The organism is Streptomyces sp. MP131-18, assembly GCF_001984575.1.
Classification (GTDB): Bacteria; Actinomycetota; Actinomycetes; order Streptomycetales; family Streptomycetaceae; genus Streptomyces; species Streptomyces johnsoniae.
In genome coordinates, this window is the sequence record NZ_LZNS01000001.1 from 2742031 (window position 1) to 2755274 (window position 13244).

The window sequence follows — 13244 nt, forward strand, 5'->3', positions numbered from 1 at the left end:
CGCCGCCCGTCTCGCCCACGCCGCTCACGGTGCCATCAGCCGGTCCACGTCCACCGTCCCCGCGCCGGGGTGCGGCTGCGGTATCGCCGCCCACACACCGGCGGCCACGGCGGCCGCGGCGGCCAGCGTCAGCAGCCCCCGGCGCCCGGTCGCCCACCGGGCACGGAACCGCACCGGGTCCTCCACCCACCGCTTCGCCGCCACGGCCGCCCCGAGCGACAGGCCGATCGCCACCGCGGTGCGGCCCCATCCGCCGATCCCGAACACCACCTCCGGCAGCAGCAGATACACCGGCCAGTGCCACAGGTACAGGCTGTAGGACAGCTCACCGAGCCGGCGCGGAACGGCGCTGCCCACCAGCCGTCCGGTACGGCCGTCCGGCACCCCGGCCAGCAGCGCGATCAGCACGGCGGCGGCCAGCGAGTGCGCGAACATCCCGCCCCGGAACAGTCCGGGGGTGCTCTGGCCGCCGGTCAGCACCCAGGACGCGACCAGCCCGCACCCCAGCAGCGCGACCACCACGTCCGCGGCCGGCCGGGGGACGCGCGCGCACAGGTCGCGGATCGGCGCGGTGGCGGCCAGGGCCCCGAGCAGCAGTGAGAACGCGCGGGTATCGGTGCCCTCGTACACCCGCGTGGTGTCCACCGGGTCCGCCAGACCCACCATGAGCGCCAGCGAGAGCAGCGCACCGGCGGCGGCGAGAGAGGCGACGCGCCACTCGCCCCCGCGCCCGCGGGCGGCAGCCAGGACCACCAGCGGCCACACCAGGTAGAACTGCCACTCGACGGCGATGCTCCACAGGTGGGCGAACAGCCGGGTGTCGGAGGCATCCCAGTAACCGGCCTGCTCGGCGATGAAGTGCCAGTTCGTCCCCTGGACGGCCACCCAGGGCGCGTCGTCGAGCGCGAGGCGGAGCAGCGCGGGCGGCCCGAAGGCCCAGGCCAGCAGCAAGGTCCCGACGCCCATGACGGCCAGCGCCGGCAGCAGACGCCTCGCCCGGCGCGCCCAGAACGCGGCCAGGTCGATACGGCCCCGGCCGGCCGCCTCCCTCAGCAGCAGCCCGGTGATCAAGAAGCCCGACAGCACGAAGAACAGGTCGACGCCGAGGAAACCGCCTTCCACATGCCCGGCGTGGAACAGCAGCACGGCCGCGACGGCGCATCCGCGCAGGCCGTCGAGCGGGGCGAGATGACCACGGGCGGCGGCTCGCCCCGCGGCCGGGGCCGGACGGGATGGGGAGGGGGCACGGGAGGGGGAACGGGAAAAAGGCATCGGAGTCCTCGGCGGACGGCGGAGCCGTCCCGTAGCAGGAGCGTCACGCGGGGGGTCACGAGCAGCCGAGTTGCGCGAACCTCTCGTCCCCGGTCCAGGAGCCGTCGGCCCACTCCTCGGGCGCGGCAGGGGCGAAGTCGTACCGCTCGCCCAGCTCCTCGCTCAACCAGGCGGCGAAGGCCGCCGAGCCCTGCTGGCACGAATGGATGCCGTCGGGCGCCCGCTGTGCCCGTTCCGCGTCGCTCTCGGTGCCCCACAGTTGCGCGGAGTCGAGGAAGTGCACTCGCCCGCCGCCGGCCTCCGCGACCTCCCCGGCCACCTCGGGCGCGCTCTCGATCGCGCTCTCGTACGGCCGGTAGAAGTCGTCGATCCTGAACGGCGGGGCGGAGACGAGGACGAGCTCGGCACCTGCGTCCCGCGCCGTCCCGGCCAGCTTCTCGTACGAGGAACGCTGCTGCTCGGGCGTGCCCCAGTCGTAGGTGGTGATCTGGTACGCGATGACGTCCGGCCGGAAGGAGGCGATGTTTTCCTCCAGGTCCTCCCACGTCGACTCCGCGAGCCGGCTGCTCATCTCGTCGCCCTCCACGACGGTGCCGCCGCCGTCGGAGGAGGCGTTCATGAACTCCACCCCGCTCGCCGTGAGCGCGGCCTCCAGCGCCGGCCCTTCCACGCCCGCGATGGAGTCGCCCATCCACAGAACCTTCGCGGCGCTCTCCTGCTCGCGCGAGGGCGACGGCGAGTCCGTCCCGGCACCGGACGCACCAGACGCACCGGTATCGCCGGTGCCGTCGGTGCCGCACCCGGTCAGGAGGGCACCGGCACTCACGAAGGCCGCCGCGAGAGTGGCGAGAAGAACGGGACGACGGCGGCGGGCGGGGCCACGAGGGCTGGTTGCGATCTGCATGGGCCCAGAGAATCAGCGGGATTCGCCGCCCGGCGGCGCTGTCATCTCTCCATCACACAACGCGGAAGCGCTCATCACCTCCGGAGGGGCCGAGTCGGCCGTTCAGGCGATGGCCGCTTCTCCCGGCGCCGCCTCCCGGCCGCCGGGGGCCTGGAGGTGCTCCAGCAGCAGTCCTTCCCTGGTGGACCAGCCGCAGATCTCCACCCGAGGCGCGCCGCAGGTCTCCAGGAGCGCCTCGGCGACCAGGGCCCCGGCCAGGGACTGTTCCGCGCGGTGCCGGGAGATGCCGGGCAGCCGGGCGCGGTGGGCGGGGGTCATGCCCGCCAGGAGGGGGATGGCGGTCCGCAGCCGGGAGAGGGTGAGCCACCGGCCGTTCCCCTGCGGCTCGCCCAGGTGGGCGGTGAGGCGGGCGAGTTGGGCGAAGACCTTGGAACAGGCCAGGACGCGGTCGCCAGGAGCGGCCGTCGGCAGGGCGGCCTCGGTGAGGGACTGCCGCACGTAGTCCCGGGTCCTGGCCAGCTGCCGTTCGTCGGGGGACCGGCCGCCGGGCAGGTGGTCGCGGGTGATCCGGCGGGCGCCCAGCGGCAGCGAGTGCGCCGCATGGGGCCGGTCGGCCGTGCCTGCGGCGACCTCCACGGTGCCGCCGCCGATGTCGAGTACCAGCAGCGGGTGTTGGGGGAAGCCCGCCCACTGGCGGGCGGCCACGTACGCCAGTCGGGCTTCCTCGACCCCGGGGAGCACCCGCAGCCGGGTGCCGGTCGCGTGGTTGACCCGCGCGATGACCTCCTCGCGGTTGGGCGCGTCCCGGATCACCGAGGTCGCGAACGCGAACATCTCTCGTGGCGGCACCGGCAGGTCCTGGGCGACCACCTCGGCGACCGCCCGCCACACGCTCTCCACCCCGGACTCGTCCAGGCACCCGTCCCCGTCCAGGGCCTCGTGCAGCCGCAGCCGCACCTTGCGGCTGTACACCTGTTCCAGCACCGACCCGACTCGACGCCGTCCCACGGCCAGCAGGGCGCTGTGGCATCCGACGTCGAGAACTGCCGCCTGCCGCATCTCCTCTCCTTTCTCCGCTCACGACCCCGGCGAGGTGCCGTCGGCTCCCAACGCCGCGTCGTCCTGCCTTGCTTCTACCCCGTGACGTTGCAAATGCAGCCAACTGGTTTGCATCTACTCGATATCGGGTTGCGTGCCGGTGTGCGGGTGGAAAGGCCGGGTAGACGGATGGGAGACCTCGACCAGCGCTTTGAGGTGAAGGAGTTTGTCGTGTTGATGGCACATCCGGACGTGCTGCGGAACCTTATCGACCAGTACGAAACTCTCGGCCTGCTTCACACCGAAGGCGCCGACGATCCGGAGGTGCGGCAGCGCAGGGAGGACGTGGCCTACACGTTGTGCGTCTCCACCGGCACCCGCGACGTGGACGCGGCTCTGGCCGCCGCCCGCCACCAACGCGCCGTCGCCGGTGCCGGCGACGGCGCGTTCCTGGACTAGCCCGCGCGCCGAGGGCGGGGGCCGGGCGCCGGGGCCCGATGACGTCCAACGGGCGAAAGGCAGTTGCCGTGGGTCCCTGCCTTCACCGAGGACTTGGTCCGCCGGGCCGGGACGCGGCCCTGGCTGATGGCGATGCCGGCGAGGACGATCAGCGCGCCGGCCGGCTCGCTCCACGTGACGGCCTCGCCGGGCACGGCGATGCCCAGGGCGAGGCCCACGACCGGGGTCAGGTAGGTGACGGTCGACGCGCTGATCGCGCCCCACGAGGCGACGACGTTGGTGTTCCACACGTAGGCCGGCCCCGTGCCCGCCACCCCCGGCGCGGAGACGCCGGGCACCACCGGCCACGACAGGTGGACGGGGGACGTGGCGACGAACGGGGCGGCCAGCAACATGATCACTGCGCCGAGGCCGACCTGAACGGCCGCCACCGCGAGAGCCGGCAGACCGTGGGGGGAGACGAAGCGGCGCAGATACACGAAGGCCAGCCCCTAGCAGAACGTCGCCAGCAGACAGGCGGCCTGCGCCGTCCCGGGGCCGCCGGCCGACCCCCGCCACGGCGCGAGCACGACCGACATGCCCGCGAAACCCACCAGCAGCCCGGTCAGTTTGACGCGGTCCGGACGCTCGCCGGGCGGTGCGACCAGCGCGACCAGCGTCGTCATCAAGGCGTCGTGGCGTTGCAGATGCCGGCAAGCCCCGAGGACAGCCGCAGTTCGGCCCACGCGAACAGCAGGAACGGCGCCACGCACAGCAGCACGGCCACCGCGGCCAGGTGCCCCCACACCACCGGGTCCCGGGGCAGCCGCTGCCGGGTCACCGCGACGATGACCAGCAGGGCCGCGGCTCCCGTCACCATGCGGCCGAGCACCACCTGGGCGGGCGAGAGCCCTTCCAGGCCGATCTTGATGAACAGGAAGCTCGCGCCCCAGGCGAACGCCAGCAGGAGGAACCGGCCGAGCACCATGGGCGAGCCCGCCGTGCGCGCCTGAGGCATTCGTTCTCCGTATCTCCCGACCGCGCCCACGTGCCGCGACCGATCGCCTCAGCCTCACACCTCCCGCGCCGGGCGACCGGCGGCATTCGGACATCACGTTCGCGCGGCCGGGAATCGCGCCGGAGAAAGATGGGCGGGGACCGATAAGTTTCCGCGCGGCACGCGGTCAGTCATGGTGAGCCGGCGCACCGAACGCCGCGTGCACGGACGGCACCTGCCGGAAACCGGAAAGCAGCCCTAGGAGACCTCAGATGCGTACCCTGATCAGCACCGCCTTCGTCTCGCTCGACGGAGTCGTGGAGGCCCCGGGCGGCGAGCCCGGCTACCGGAACTCGGGGTGGACCTTCAAGGACGTGGAGTTTCTTCCGGAGGCGTACGAGATCAAGGACCGGGAGCAGCGGGAAGCCGCCGCGTTGCTGCTGGGCCGGGTCAGTTACGAGGCGTTCAGCCCGGTCTGGCCCGGCATGGAGGACTTCGCCGACTACAAGGTGATGCCGAAGTACGTCGTCTCCACCACCCTCACCGAAGGCGATCTCGTCTCGGACTGGGGCGAGACGACGATCCTGCGCTCGCTCGACGAGGTCGCCGCGCTGAAGGAGACCGAGGGCGGCCCGATCATCGTCCACGGCAGCGCCGCACTCAACCGGAGCCTTTCGGACGCCGGCCTGATCGACCGCTACCACCTGCTCGTCTTCCCGCTGCTACTCGGCGCGGGCAAGCGGCTGTTCAGCGGCACGGACAAGGACACTCAGAAGCTGAAGCTCGTCGAGCACGAGGTGTACGCAAACGGCCTGCAAAAGAACGTTTTTGACGTCATCCGCTGACGGCGCCTTCGCGCTCGTGGCGGCGGTCCCGCCCACGTCACCCCCGTGACCGCCGCCCGCGCTACCGGCCGACCGTGCTGCGGCGGACCAGCAGCTGGTGCCCCATCCGCACGGTGCGGTAAGGGGTTTCGTCGCCCCGCGTGATCCGGTCGCCGAGCATGCGCATCGCCTCCCGCGCGATGCCGCGCTTGTCCGGCGCGACGGTGGTCAGCGGCGGGTTGCAGTACCGCGCCTCGTCGGTGCCGTCGAATCCGGCGACGGCCACGTCCTCGGGCACGCGCAGCCCCCGGCTCAGCGCGGCGTGCACCGCGCCGACCGCCAGCATGTCGTTGAACGCGAAGACCGCGTCGGGTGGTTGGCCACCGTCGAGCAGCGCCCCGGCCGCCGCTTCGCCCTGGGCGCGCGTGTAGGACGCCACCGCGGGCACGAGACCGGCGTCGAACGGCAGCCCGGCCTGCCGGAGCGCCGCCCGGTAGCCCGCGAGCCTGCGGTGGCTGTTCTCCGTGCCGGGACCGCGCGGGTCGCCCACGGCGGCGACGCGGCGGCGGCCCGTGGCGAGGAGGTGGGCGACGGCCTCGCGCGCCCCGCCCTCGTTGTCCACCGTCACCACGTCGCCCGGCCCCTGGCCGCCCCGGTCGCCGAGCAGGACCAGCGGGCGGCCGGCCGCGTACTGGGACACCTGTGCGCCGTCCAGCGCCTGCGGGAAGAAGACCAGCCCGTCGGTGGGTGTCGGGCCGTAGCCCGTCAGCGCGCGCCGCTCCAGCTCGCGGTCACCTTTGGTCTGCTCGATCAGCACCGTCCGGCCCAGGGCGGCTGCCTCGTCCATCATCAGCCGGGCCAGTTCGGCGAAGTACGAGTTGTCGATGGCAGGGATGGCGAAGGAGACGACGCCCGAACGTCCGGCGCGCAGGTTGCGGGCCGACGAGTTGGGCACGTAGCCGACCCGTTCGATGACATCGAGTACGCGCTCACGGGTCGCGGCCGAAACATTGGGGGCGCCGCGCACCACATTGGACACCGTCATCACCGAGACCCCGGCGAGTGTGGCGACGTCCTTCAGCGACGGGCGCCAGCCGGGCCGGGCGGACCCTGGGGTTTCGCGTGGCATGGCGCCAGTATCGCCTGGCGGAAACCAGCCACGGCCGAGGGGGTTTACAAGCCAAGTTTAACGTTACACACTCGGGCGGTGTCCACCTCAGGACGCTCGTCCGGGGCGCTGCCGCGCGCCCGGACGCCGTCCGCCCTCGACTCCCGCACCGAGGCACCGTCATGCCGCAGCACACCGCCCGCACTCCGCCGAACCCCCGTCGTCCCCCGCGCCGGACCCTGCTCCGGCTCGCCGCCACCGGCCTGGTGGCGGCGGGCTGCGGTGGCGGCGGCGGCTCGGGGATGGCCGCCAGCTGGTGGGGCGACCCGGGCCTCAACGAAGCCCTCAACGAGGCCGTCGACGCCTTCCGCGCCGCCGGGGCGGGCCGCCCGCGCGTCAGGTCCGAGTTCCTGCCCTGGGACGGCTACTGGGACAAGCTCGCCACCCGCACCGCCGGCGGCGACGCCCCCGACCTGATGATGCAGGCCGCCACCTACCTGCCCGAGTACGTGGGCCGGGGCGCCCTCCGCCCGCTCGACCGCTACCTGACCGGGGAGCTGCGCCTGGACGGTGTGGACGAGAGCGCCCGCTCCACCGGCCGCTACCGGGGGCGGACCTACGCGGTCATCGCCGCCACCAACGCACTCACCGTCATCGTCAACCGCGACCTGCTGCGCGAGACGACCGGCCGGGACCTCCCGGAGGACCGCTCGTGGACCTGGGACGACCTGGAACGCCTGGCCGAGGACGTGCACCGGGGCTCAGGCGGCGAGGTCCACGGCATCCAGGACGCGGGCGGCGACCTGATGGCGTTCCAGCTCTTCGTGCGGCAGCGCGGGCGTGAACTCTTCGACGAGGACGACCGGCCGGCCTTCCCCGCCGACTGGCTGACGGAATGGCTCGCGCTCTGGCAGCGGCTGCGCGACAGCGGTGCCGCGCCACCGCCCGACATGTCCGCGGAGAGCATCGACATGGCGGCCCAGAGCCCGATGGTGCGCCGCAGGGCCGCCATGACCTTCGGCTGGACGCAGGACATCGCCTCCTACGCCTCCCTGCTCGGAAGCGAGTACGGCGCGCTGCTCCCGCCGGGCCCCGCGCCCGGCGCGCCGGGGCGTGCCCGGCCGGGGCTGTGGGTCAACGCGGCGAGCCTGTGGTCCGTCGCCGCCGGGACCCGCCACCCGGACGTCGCGGTCGCGCTGGTCGACTTCCTCGTCAACGACCGGCGGGCCGAGGAACGGATCGGCACGCTGCTCGGCACCCCACCGCGCGCCGAGGCGCGCGCCCGCGCCCGCGGAACGGCCGATCCGGTGACCCGGACGGGTCTCGACTACATGGACCGGGTGGCGCGGCACTCCACGCCGCTGCCCCGCGTGTGGCCGCTGGGCTTCACGGAGGCGCGCGACGAGTTCAACCGCTACAACCAGGACGTGGGCTTCGGCCTCCGTTCGCCCGAGGCGGCGGCGGGCGCGTACTACGACTTCGCCGCCGGGGTGGTGGCCGCATGAACGCGTTCGCCCGCACCAGGTCCGCCACCCGCACCGGCACCGGCGCCCGCACCCGCACCAGGCCCGGCCGCCGCCACCGCCACAACGGCTGGGGCTACCTCTTCCTCGCGCCCTGGCTGCTCGGCTTCTTCCTCCTGGTCCTCGGCCCGATGGCCGCCTCCTTCGCGCTGTCCTTCACCGACTTCAACCTCTTCGACCCGCCGCACTGGATCGGCCTGGACAACTACACCCACGCCTTTTTCGACGACGAACGGTTCTGGAACTCGCTGAGCGTCACCTTCCAGTACGTCTTCGCCTCGGTGCCCGCGCGTCTGGCGTTCGCCCTCGCCGTGGCCATGCTGCTCAACCGCGGTGTCGCCGGGCTGCGGGTCTACCGCGCCATCTACTACCTGCCGTCGCTCCTCGGCGGCAGCGTCGCCATCGCCGTGCTGTGGCGGCAGCTCTTCGGCTCCGACGGGCTGCTCAACCACGTGCTGTCCTGGTTCGGCGCGGACACCGGGCACTCCTGGATCGCGGACCCCGACACGTCGCTGCTGACGATGATCGTGCTGGCCGCCTGGCAGTTCGGCTCACCCATGATCATCTTCCTGGCCGGGCTGCGGCAGATCCCGTCCGAACTGTACGAGGCGGCCGAACTGGACGGCGCCGGGCCGTTCACCCGCTTCCGCTCGGTGACGCTGCCGCTGCTCAGCCCGCTGATCTTCTTCAACCTGCTGCTGCAAGTCATCGGCGCATTCCAGGCGTTCACGCCCGCGTACGTCGTCAGCAACGGCACGGGAGGTCCCTCGGACTCCACGCTGTTCTACACCCTCTACCTGTACGAGGAGGGCTTCACCCAGTTCCACATGGGCTACGCCTCGGCGCTGGCCTGGGTGCTCTTCGCCGTCATCGCGGTCTTCTCCGCGATCGCCTTCCTGACGTCCAGGTACTGGGTCCACTACGCGGACGTAAGGAGCTGACCGTTGTCCGTGCTCACCCGTCCCGCCGGGCCGCCGTCGCGGGCCTGGCGCCGCTTCGCCCTCCACGCGGCCCTGGCCGCCGGCGCGTTCATCACCATCTATCCACTGCTGTGGATGACGGGCAGCTCGCTGAAGCCGGAGAACCGCATCTTCAGCGAGACCTCGCCCGTGCCGGGCAGCCCCACGACCGAGCACTACCGCGAAGGCTGGCAGGCCGGCGGCGACTTCGGCACCTATTTCCTCAACTCCCTGACCATCTCGGTGCTCGCCGTGATCGGGAACGTCCTCGCCTGCTCGATGGCCGCCTACGCCTTCGCCCGGCTCGACTTCCGGTTCCGCAAGCTGTGGTTCGCGCTGATGCTGGCCACGATCATGCTGCCGTACCACGCGGTGCTGATCCCGCAGTACTTCCTCTTCCACGAGCTGGGCTGGATCAACTCGATCCTGCCGCTGGTCGTGCCCAAGTTCCTCGCCACGGACGCGTTCTTCATCTTCCTGATGGTCCAGTTCATCCGCTCGCTGCCGCCCGAGCTGGACCAGGCCGCCGCCGTGGACGGCTGCAACCCGCTCCAGATCTACCTGCGCGTCGTCTTCCCGCTGCTGCGCCCCGCGCTCGTGACCACCGCCGCGTTCACCTTCATCTGGACCTACGAGGACTTCTTCAGCCAGCTCATCTACCTCAACGACAGCAGCCAGTACACGGTCCCGCTGGGGCTGCGGATGTTCCTCAACTCCATGGGCGACTCCTCGTACGGCCAGCTGTTCGCCATGTCCGTCCTGACCGTCGTCCCGGTCTTCGTGCTCTTCGTCATCTTCCAGAAGCACCTGGTGGAGGGCATCTCGACCGGGTCCGTCAAGGGCTGAACCGCGCCAAGGAGACTCCGCTCATGCACAACCTCACCGAGTCCTACGACGTCGTCGTCTGCGGCGGCGGACTGGCGGGCCTGAGCGCCGCCGTCGCCGCGGCCAGGCACGGCGCCCGCACCTGCCTGGTGCAGGACCGCCCCGTTCTCGGCGGCAACAGCTCCTCGGAGATCCGGGTGGTGCCGCGCGGTGCCGCCATCTACCACGCCTACGCGCGCGAGACCGGCATCGTCTCGGAGCTGCTGGCGAAGGAACGCGCCGCCAACCACGAGGAGATCTTCGAGAACGGCTGGACCAACGGCGTGTGGGACCTGGTCCAGTACGACCTGGTGATGCGCACCCCGGGCCTGACGCTGCACCTCAACACCACGGTGACCGGAGTGGACACCCGCGAGGGCCGGATCACCGCCGTCACCGCGCGCACCACGCACGCCGAGACGGAACTGACCCTCACCGGCGAGGTCTTCGTCGACTGCACCGGCGACGGCGTGGTCGCCGACCTCGCCGGCTGCGAGTGGCGCATGGGAACGGAGGGGCGCGACGAATTCCGCGAGCCGCACGCCCCGCCGCACGCCTGCGACGACGTCATGGGCTCGTCCATCCACTTCAAGACCAGGGACGTCGGGCACCCGGTGGAGTTCCGCCTGCCCGCCTGGGCCGTCGAGTACCAGGACGCCTCGTTCTTCTACCAGGGCGGTCGGCGGCCCAGCACGCTGCGCGGCGGCTTCTGGTGGATCGAGATCGGCGTCCCCTGGCACACCATCCACGACAACGAGCGCATCCGCCACGAGCTGACCCGGCACGCCCTCGGCGTCTGGGACTGGATCAAGAACAAGGACCCGCAGCTGAAGGAACGTGCCGCCACCTACGCCCTGGACTGGATCGGCCAGCTGCCGGGCAAACGGGAGAGCCGCCGCATCATGGGCCTGCACCTGATGACCGAGCACGACCTGCGGCGCGAGGAGCCGTTCCCCGACGAAGTCGCCTACGGCGGCTGGAACATCGACCTGCACACACCCGGCGGCCTGCTCGCCGCGACCAGCGAGCCCACCGCCGCGGAGGGGCACGATCCGGCGGCCTCCGCGGCGGTGCGGGCGTACGTCGGCCCGTTCGGCATCCCGCTGCGGAGCCTTGTCGCGAAGGACGTCGGCAACCTCCTGATGGCGGGGCGGAACGTCAGCGCCACCCACGTCGCGCTCGGCTCCGTGCGGGTGCAGAACACCACGGCCGTCATGGGCCAGGCCGCCGGAACCGCCGCCGCCGTCGCCGTGCGCCGGGGCATCGCGCCCGTGCGCGTGCCGGACGAGGCCATCGGCGAAGTGCAGCAGACGCTGCTGCGGGACGGCTGCTTCCTGCCGAACGTCCGCAACGCCGACCCCGGCGACCACGCGCGCCTGGCCCGCACGGTCCGGGCCAGCTCGCAGGCCGTGCTGCACGGCGCGGGACCGCACGACCCGTGGCGCGGCGAGGGCTGGGACCGCACCAGGAAGACCGGTCCTGACGACGCCGCCGACGAGCTGACGGCGCGCCGGGGCCAGTGGATCGCGGCCGAGGTCGCCGACGGCCGCTACACCCTCGCTGCGATCGAGGTGTGCCTGAGCAACGACACCGGCGAGGAACGCGAGGTCGCCGCCGCGCTGCTGCCGGTCGACCACATCTGGGACTACCGCGTCGCCCCGGCACCGCCGCTGGCCACGACCGTGCTGCGGGTGCCGCCCGGCCGCCACCACTGGGCCGAGTGGCGGCCGGACCTCGGCGGCGCCGACGCGGCGGAGGCGCTGCCCGGCACGGGCCACCGCTACCTGCGGCTCGACCTGGCCGCCACGCCGGGGGTGCGCTGGCACACCGCGAGCCGGGTGGAGCCGGGGCACGTCAGCGCGTTCGAGATGTCCAGCGGCCACCTGCGGCGCTACCGCAACGGCGTCACCGCCTCGTTCCGCGTCTCCCCACCGCAGGCGTGTTTCGGCCCCGCGAACGTCCTCAGCGGCGAGTCCCGCCCCCACCGGGCCGTCAACCTGTGGCGTTCCGACCCGGCCAGGCCGCTGCCGCAGTGGCTGGAGGCCGAGTGGGACGAGCCGTTCGAGCTGCGCACGGTCCAGCTCACGTTCGCGGGCCACCTCATCCGCGACTACGAGACGTACGGGCCGCTGTACCGGGACCCGCAGTGCGCGCGCGACTACACGGTCGAGGTGTGCCGGGAACGGCCGGGCGCGCCCGCCGTCTGGCACCCCGTGGTGACGGTGACGGGCAACCACCAGCCCCGGCGCCGCCACACCCTCAAGGCCCCGGTCCCCGCCCGCCGGCTGCGCGTGGTCGTCCAGGCCACGAATGGCGACCCCTCGGCGGCGCTCTACGAACTGCGCTGCTACTCCTGAGACGGGCTGCCACTTGCCTCCGATGTCACCGAGCGACATTCTCAAGGGTGACAGCGCTAGCCGCCGCTAAGGGGTTGACCTTTCGCAATGAGCCACATGGACATGCAGAGTCCCGACCGGATCGCCAAGCCGCAGGAGCGCGACGTCGCCGCCGCATCGGACGACGTCGCCGTGCCCGCGGCGGACGGCCCGGGCGAAGCCGGCGGACTCGTGGCAGTTGCGAAACCGCTGGGCTCCCGGGCGCCGGGGTTCGTGCAGAGCTCCCGCCCCCTCCACCTGGGCTGGCAGGTCGGCGTCTTCCTGGTCGGCCTGCTGGTCGTCGTGACCGGGGTGATCCTGCTGCCGCTGCCAGGGCCCGGCTGGCTGGTGATATTCGCCGGCATGGCGATCTGGGGCACCGAGTTCGTCTGGGCCCAGCTGGTGCTGCGGTGGACCAAGCGCAAGGTCGCGGAGGCCGCGCGGCGCGCCCTCGACCCCAAGGTGCGCCGCCGCAACATTGCCCTGACCTCGGTCGGCGGCGTGATCTGCGCCGTGCTGCTGTCGGTGTACCTGTGGAAATTCGGCATCGCCATGCCCTGGAGCATCGAGGACTGAGTACGGACGGCTCAGCCGCACCGCCTGCACGAGCGTCGGGATACGTCGGGATACGTCGGAGACGATCCGCAGCACGGACTCGCACCCCCTCTTGGTGGCACACCACCGTGGCGGCGGCGCCGGAGGCGGCGTGGCCCCTATGTCCCGCGGCGCGAGGCGGTCACCCGGGCGCTGGTACACCGCGATCCTGGTCAGTCGCGCTAGGCCCTGTCCGGCCGATCTTGCCGGGCCCGCGACGCCAGCTACGGCACCTCGCTGCGTTACCGAATCGCGCGAATACGGACAGGTATGAGCTGCGATCCGGCGCCTTGCGATGCACCGCATCTGACGCCGCGGGCTTATCCGACAAGATCGACAGGACAGGAC

14 protein-coding genes are annotated in these 13244 nt (G+C 72.3%); 7 read left to right on the forward strand and 7 right to left on the reverse strand.

Features of this window, described 5'->3' with window-relative positions:
* Positions 1 to 24 precede the first annotated feature (24 nt).
* The 3 genes from STBA_RS12040 to STBA_RS12050 form a co-directional block, all read right to left on the reverse strand.
* Positions 25 to 1272 carry an acyltransferase gene (locus tag STBA_RS12040; protein ID WP_077059252.1) on the reverse strand — a complete coding sequence of 416 codons (1248 nt, stop codon included), beginning with the start codon at positions 1270 to 1272 and terminating at the stop codon, positions 25 to 27.
* Between the two features lie 55 nt (positions 1273 to 1327).
* The gene (locus STBA_RS12045) at positions 1328 to 1963 is read right to left on the reverse strand and encodes an SGNH/GDSL hydrolase family protein (RefSeq protein WP_253194675.1); all 636 of its coding nucleotides are present in this window, start codon (positions 1961 to 1963) and stop codon (positions 1328 to 1330) included.
* A gap of 315 nt (positions 1964 to 2278) precedes the next feature.
* A complete protein-coding gene (locus tag STBA_RS12050) occupies positions 2279 to 3235 on the reverse strand; it encodes a hypothetical protein (protein ID WP_077059254.1) in 957 nt (318 codons plus the stop codon).
* Positions 3236 to 3445: 210 nt separating this feature from the next.
* On the opposite strand from STBA_RS12050, the gene STBA_RS12055 reads away from it, so the two are divergent.
* Positions 3446 to 3673, forward strand: a complete 228-nt coding sequence (locus tag STBA_RS12055) for a DUF5133 domain-containing protein (protein ID WP_077063268.1) — start codon at positions 3446 to 3448, stop codon at positions 3671 to 3673.
* On the opposite strand, the gene STBA_RS38280 is transcribed toward STBA_RS12055, so the two are convergent.
* From STBA_RS38280 to STBA_RS38290, 3 genes are read right to left on the reverse strand one after another with little or no spacing between them, the layout of a single operon-like run.
* Entirely contained in the window at positions 3670 to 4152 is a 483-nt protein-coding gene (locus tag STBA_RS38280) for a DMT family transporter (protein ID WP_077059255.1), read from the reverse strand. The two genes, STBA_RS12055 and STBA_RS38280, sit on opposite strands and share 4 nt — an antisense overlap.
* A 12-nt stretch (positions 4153 to 4164) precedes the next feature.
* A complete protein-coding gene (locus STBA_RS38285; RefSeq protein WP_216355918.1) occupies positions 4165 to 4338 on the reverse strand; it encodes a hypothetical protein in 174 nt (57 codons plus the stop codon).
* A complete protein-coding gene (locus STBA_RS38290; RefSeq protein ID WP_077059256.1) occupies positions 4338 to 4670 on the reverse strand; it encodes a DMT family transporter in 333 nt (110 codons plus the stop codon). The genes STBA_RS38285 and STBA_RS38290 overlap by 1 nt, the downstream gene beginning before the upstream one ends.
* A 251-nt stretch (positions 4671 to 4921) precedes the next feature.
* On the opposite strand from STBA_RS38290, the gene STBA_RS12070 reads away from it, so the two are divergent.
* Entirely contained in the window at positions 4922 to 5494 is a 573-nt protein-coding gene (locus STBA_RS12070; protein ID WP_077059257.1) for a dihydrofolate reductase family protein, read from the forward strand.
* 61 nt (positions 5495 to 5555) lie between these two features.
* On the opposite strand, the gene STBA_RS12075 is transcribed toward STBA_RS12070, so the two are convergent.
* Positions 5556 to 6602: a LacI family DNA-binding transcriptional regulator gene (locus STBA_RS12075; RefSeq protein ID WP_077059258.1), complete on the reverse strand. Its 1047-nt coding sequence runs from the start codon at positions 6600 to 6602 to the stop codon at positions 5556 to 5558.
* A 161-nt stretch (positions 6603 to 6763) separates the two neighbouring features.
* On the opposite strand from STBA_RS12075, the gene STBA_RS12080 reads away from it, so the two are divergent.
* The 5 genes from STBA_RS12080 to STBA_RS12100 all read left to right on the forward strand — a co-directional run bounded on the left by STBA_RS12080 (position 6764) and on the right by STBA_RS12100 (position 12878).
* Positions 6764 to 8086, forward strand: a complete 1323-nt coding sequence (locus STBA_RS12080) for an extracellular solute-binding protein (RefSeq protein ID WP_077059259.1) — start codon at positions 6764 to 6766, stop codon at positions 8084 to 8086.
* Complete coding sequence (locus tag STBA_RS12085; RefSeq protein WP_077059260.1) at positions 8083 to 9045, forward strand: sugar ABC transporter permease; 963 nt, start codon at positions 8083 to 8085, stop codon at positions 9043 to 9045. Before STBA_RS12080 ends, STBA_RS12085 begins: the two co-directional genes overlap by 4 nt.
* A gap of 9 nt (positions 9046 to 9054) precedes the next feature.
* Positions 9055 to 9909, forward strand: coding sequence for a carbohydrate ABC transporter permease (locus STBA_RS12090; RefSeq protein WP_077063269.1), 855 nt, complete (start codon positions 9055 to 9057; stop codon positions 9907 to 9909).
* Between the two features lie 23 nt (positions 9910 to 9932).
* Complete coding sequence (locus STBA_RS12095) at positions 9933 to 12284, forward strand: FAD-dependent oxidoreductase (RefSeq protein WP_077059261.1); 2352 nt, start codon at positions 9933 to 9935, stop codon at positions 12282 to 12284.
* 96 nt (positions 12285 to 12380) lie between these two features.
* Entirely contained in the window at positions 12381 to 12878 is a 498-nt protein-coding gene (locus STBA_RS12100) for a TIGR02611 family protein (protein ID WP_253194677.1), read from the forward strand.
* The last annotated feature ends 366 nt before the right edge of the window (positions 12879 to 13244 follow it).

Coding starts and splice junctions, on each gene's coding strand:
- STBA_RS12100 (WP_253194677.1), top strand. CDS start 12,381: ATGGACATGCAGAGTCCCGACCGGATCGCCAAGCCGCAGGAGCGCGAC.
- STBA_RS12070 (WP_077059257.1), top strand. CDS start 4,922: ATGCGTACCCTGATCAGCACCGCCTTCGTCTCGCTCGACGGAGTCGTG.
- STBA_RS12075 (WP_077059258.1), bottom strand. CDS start 6,602: ATGCCACGCGAAACCCCAGGGTCCGCCCGGCCCGGCTGGCGCCCGTCG.
- STBA_RS12045 (WP_253194675.1), bottom strand. CDS start 1,963: ATGGGCGACTCCATCGCGGGCGTGGAAGGGCCGGCGCTGGAGGCCGCG.
- STBA_RS12085 (WP_077059260.1), top strand. CDS start 8,083: ATGAACGCGTTCGCCCGCACCAGGTCCGCCACCCGCACCGGCACCGGC.
- STBA_RS12080 (WP_077059259.1), top strand. CDS start 6,764: ATGCCGCAGCACACCGCCCGCACTCCGCCGAACCCCCGTCGTCCCCCG.
- STBA_RS12095 (WP_077059261.1), top strand. CDS start 9,933: ATGCACAACCTCACCGAGTCCTACGACGTCGTCGTCTGCGGCGGCGGA.
- STBA_RS38285 (WP_216355918.1), bottom strand. CDS start 4,338: ATGACGACGCTGGTCGCGCTGGTCGCACCGCCCGGCGAGCGTCCGGAC.
- STBA_RS12050 (WP_077059254.1), bottom strand. CDS start 3,235: ATGCGGCAGGCGGCAGTTCTCGACGTCGGATGCCACAGCGCCCTGCTG.
- STBA_RS38290 (WP_077059256.1), bottom strand. CDS start 4,670: ATGCCTCAGGCGCGCACGGCGGGCTCGCCCATGGTGCTCGGCCGGTTC.
- STBA_RS12040 (WP_077059252.1), bottom strand. CDS start 1,272: ATGCCTTTTTCCCGTTCCCCCTCCCGTGCCCCCTCCCCATCCCGTCCG.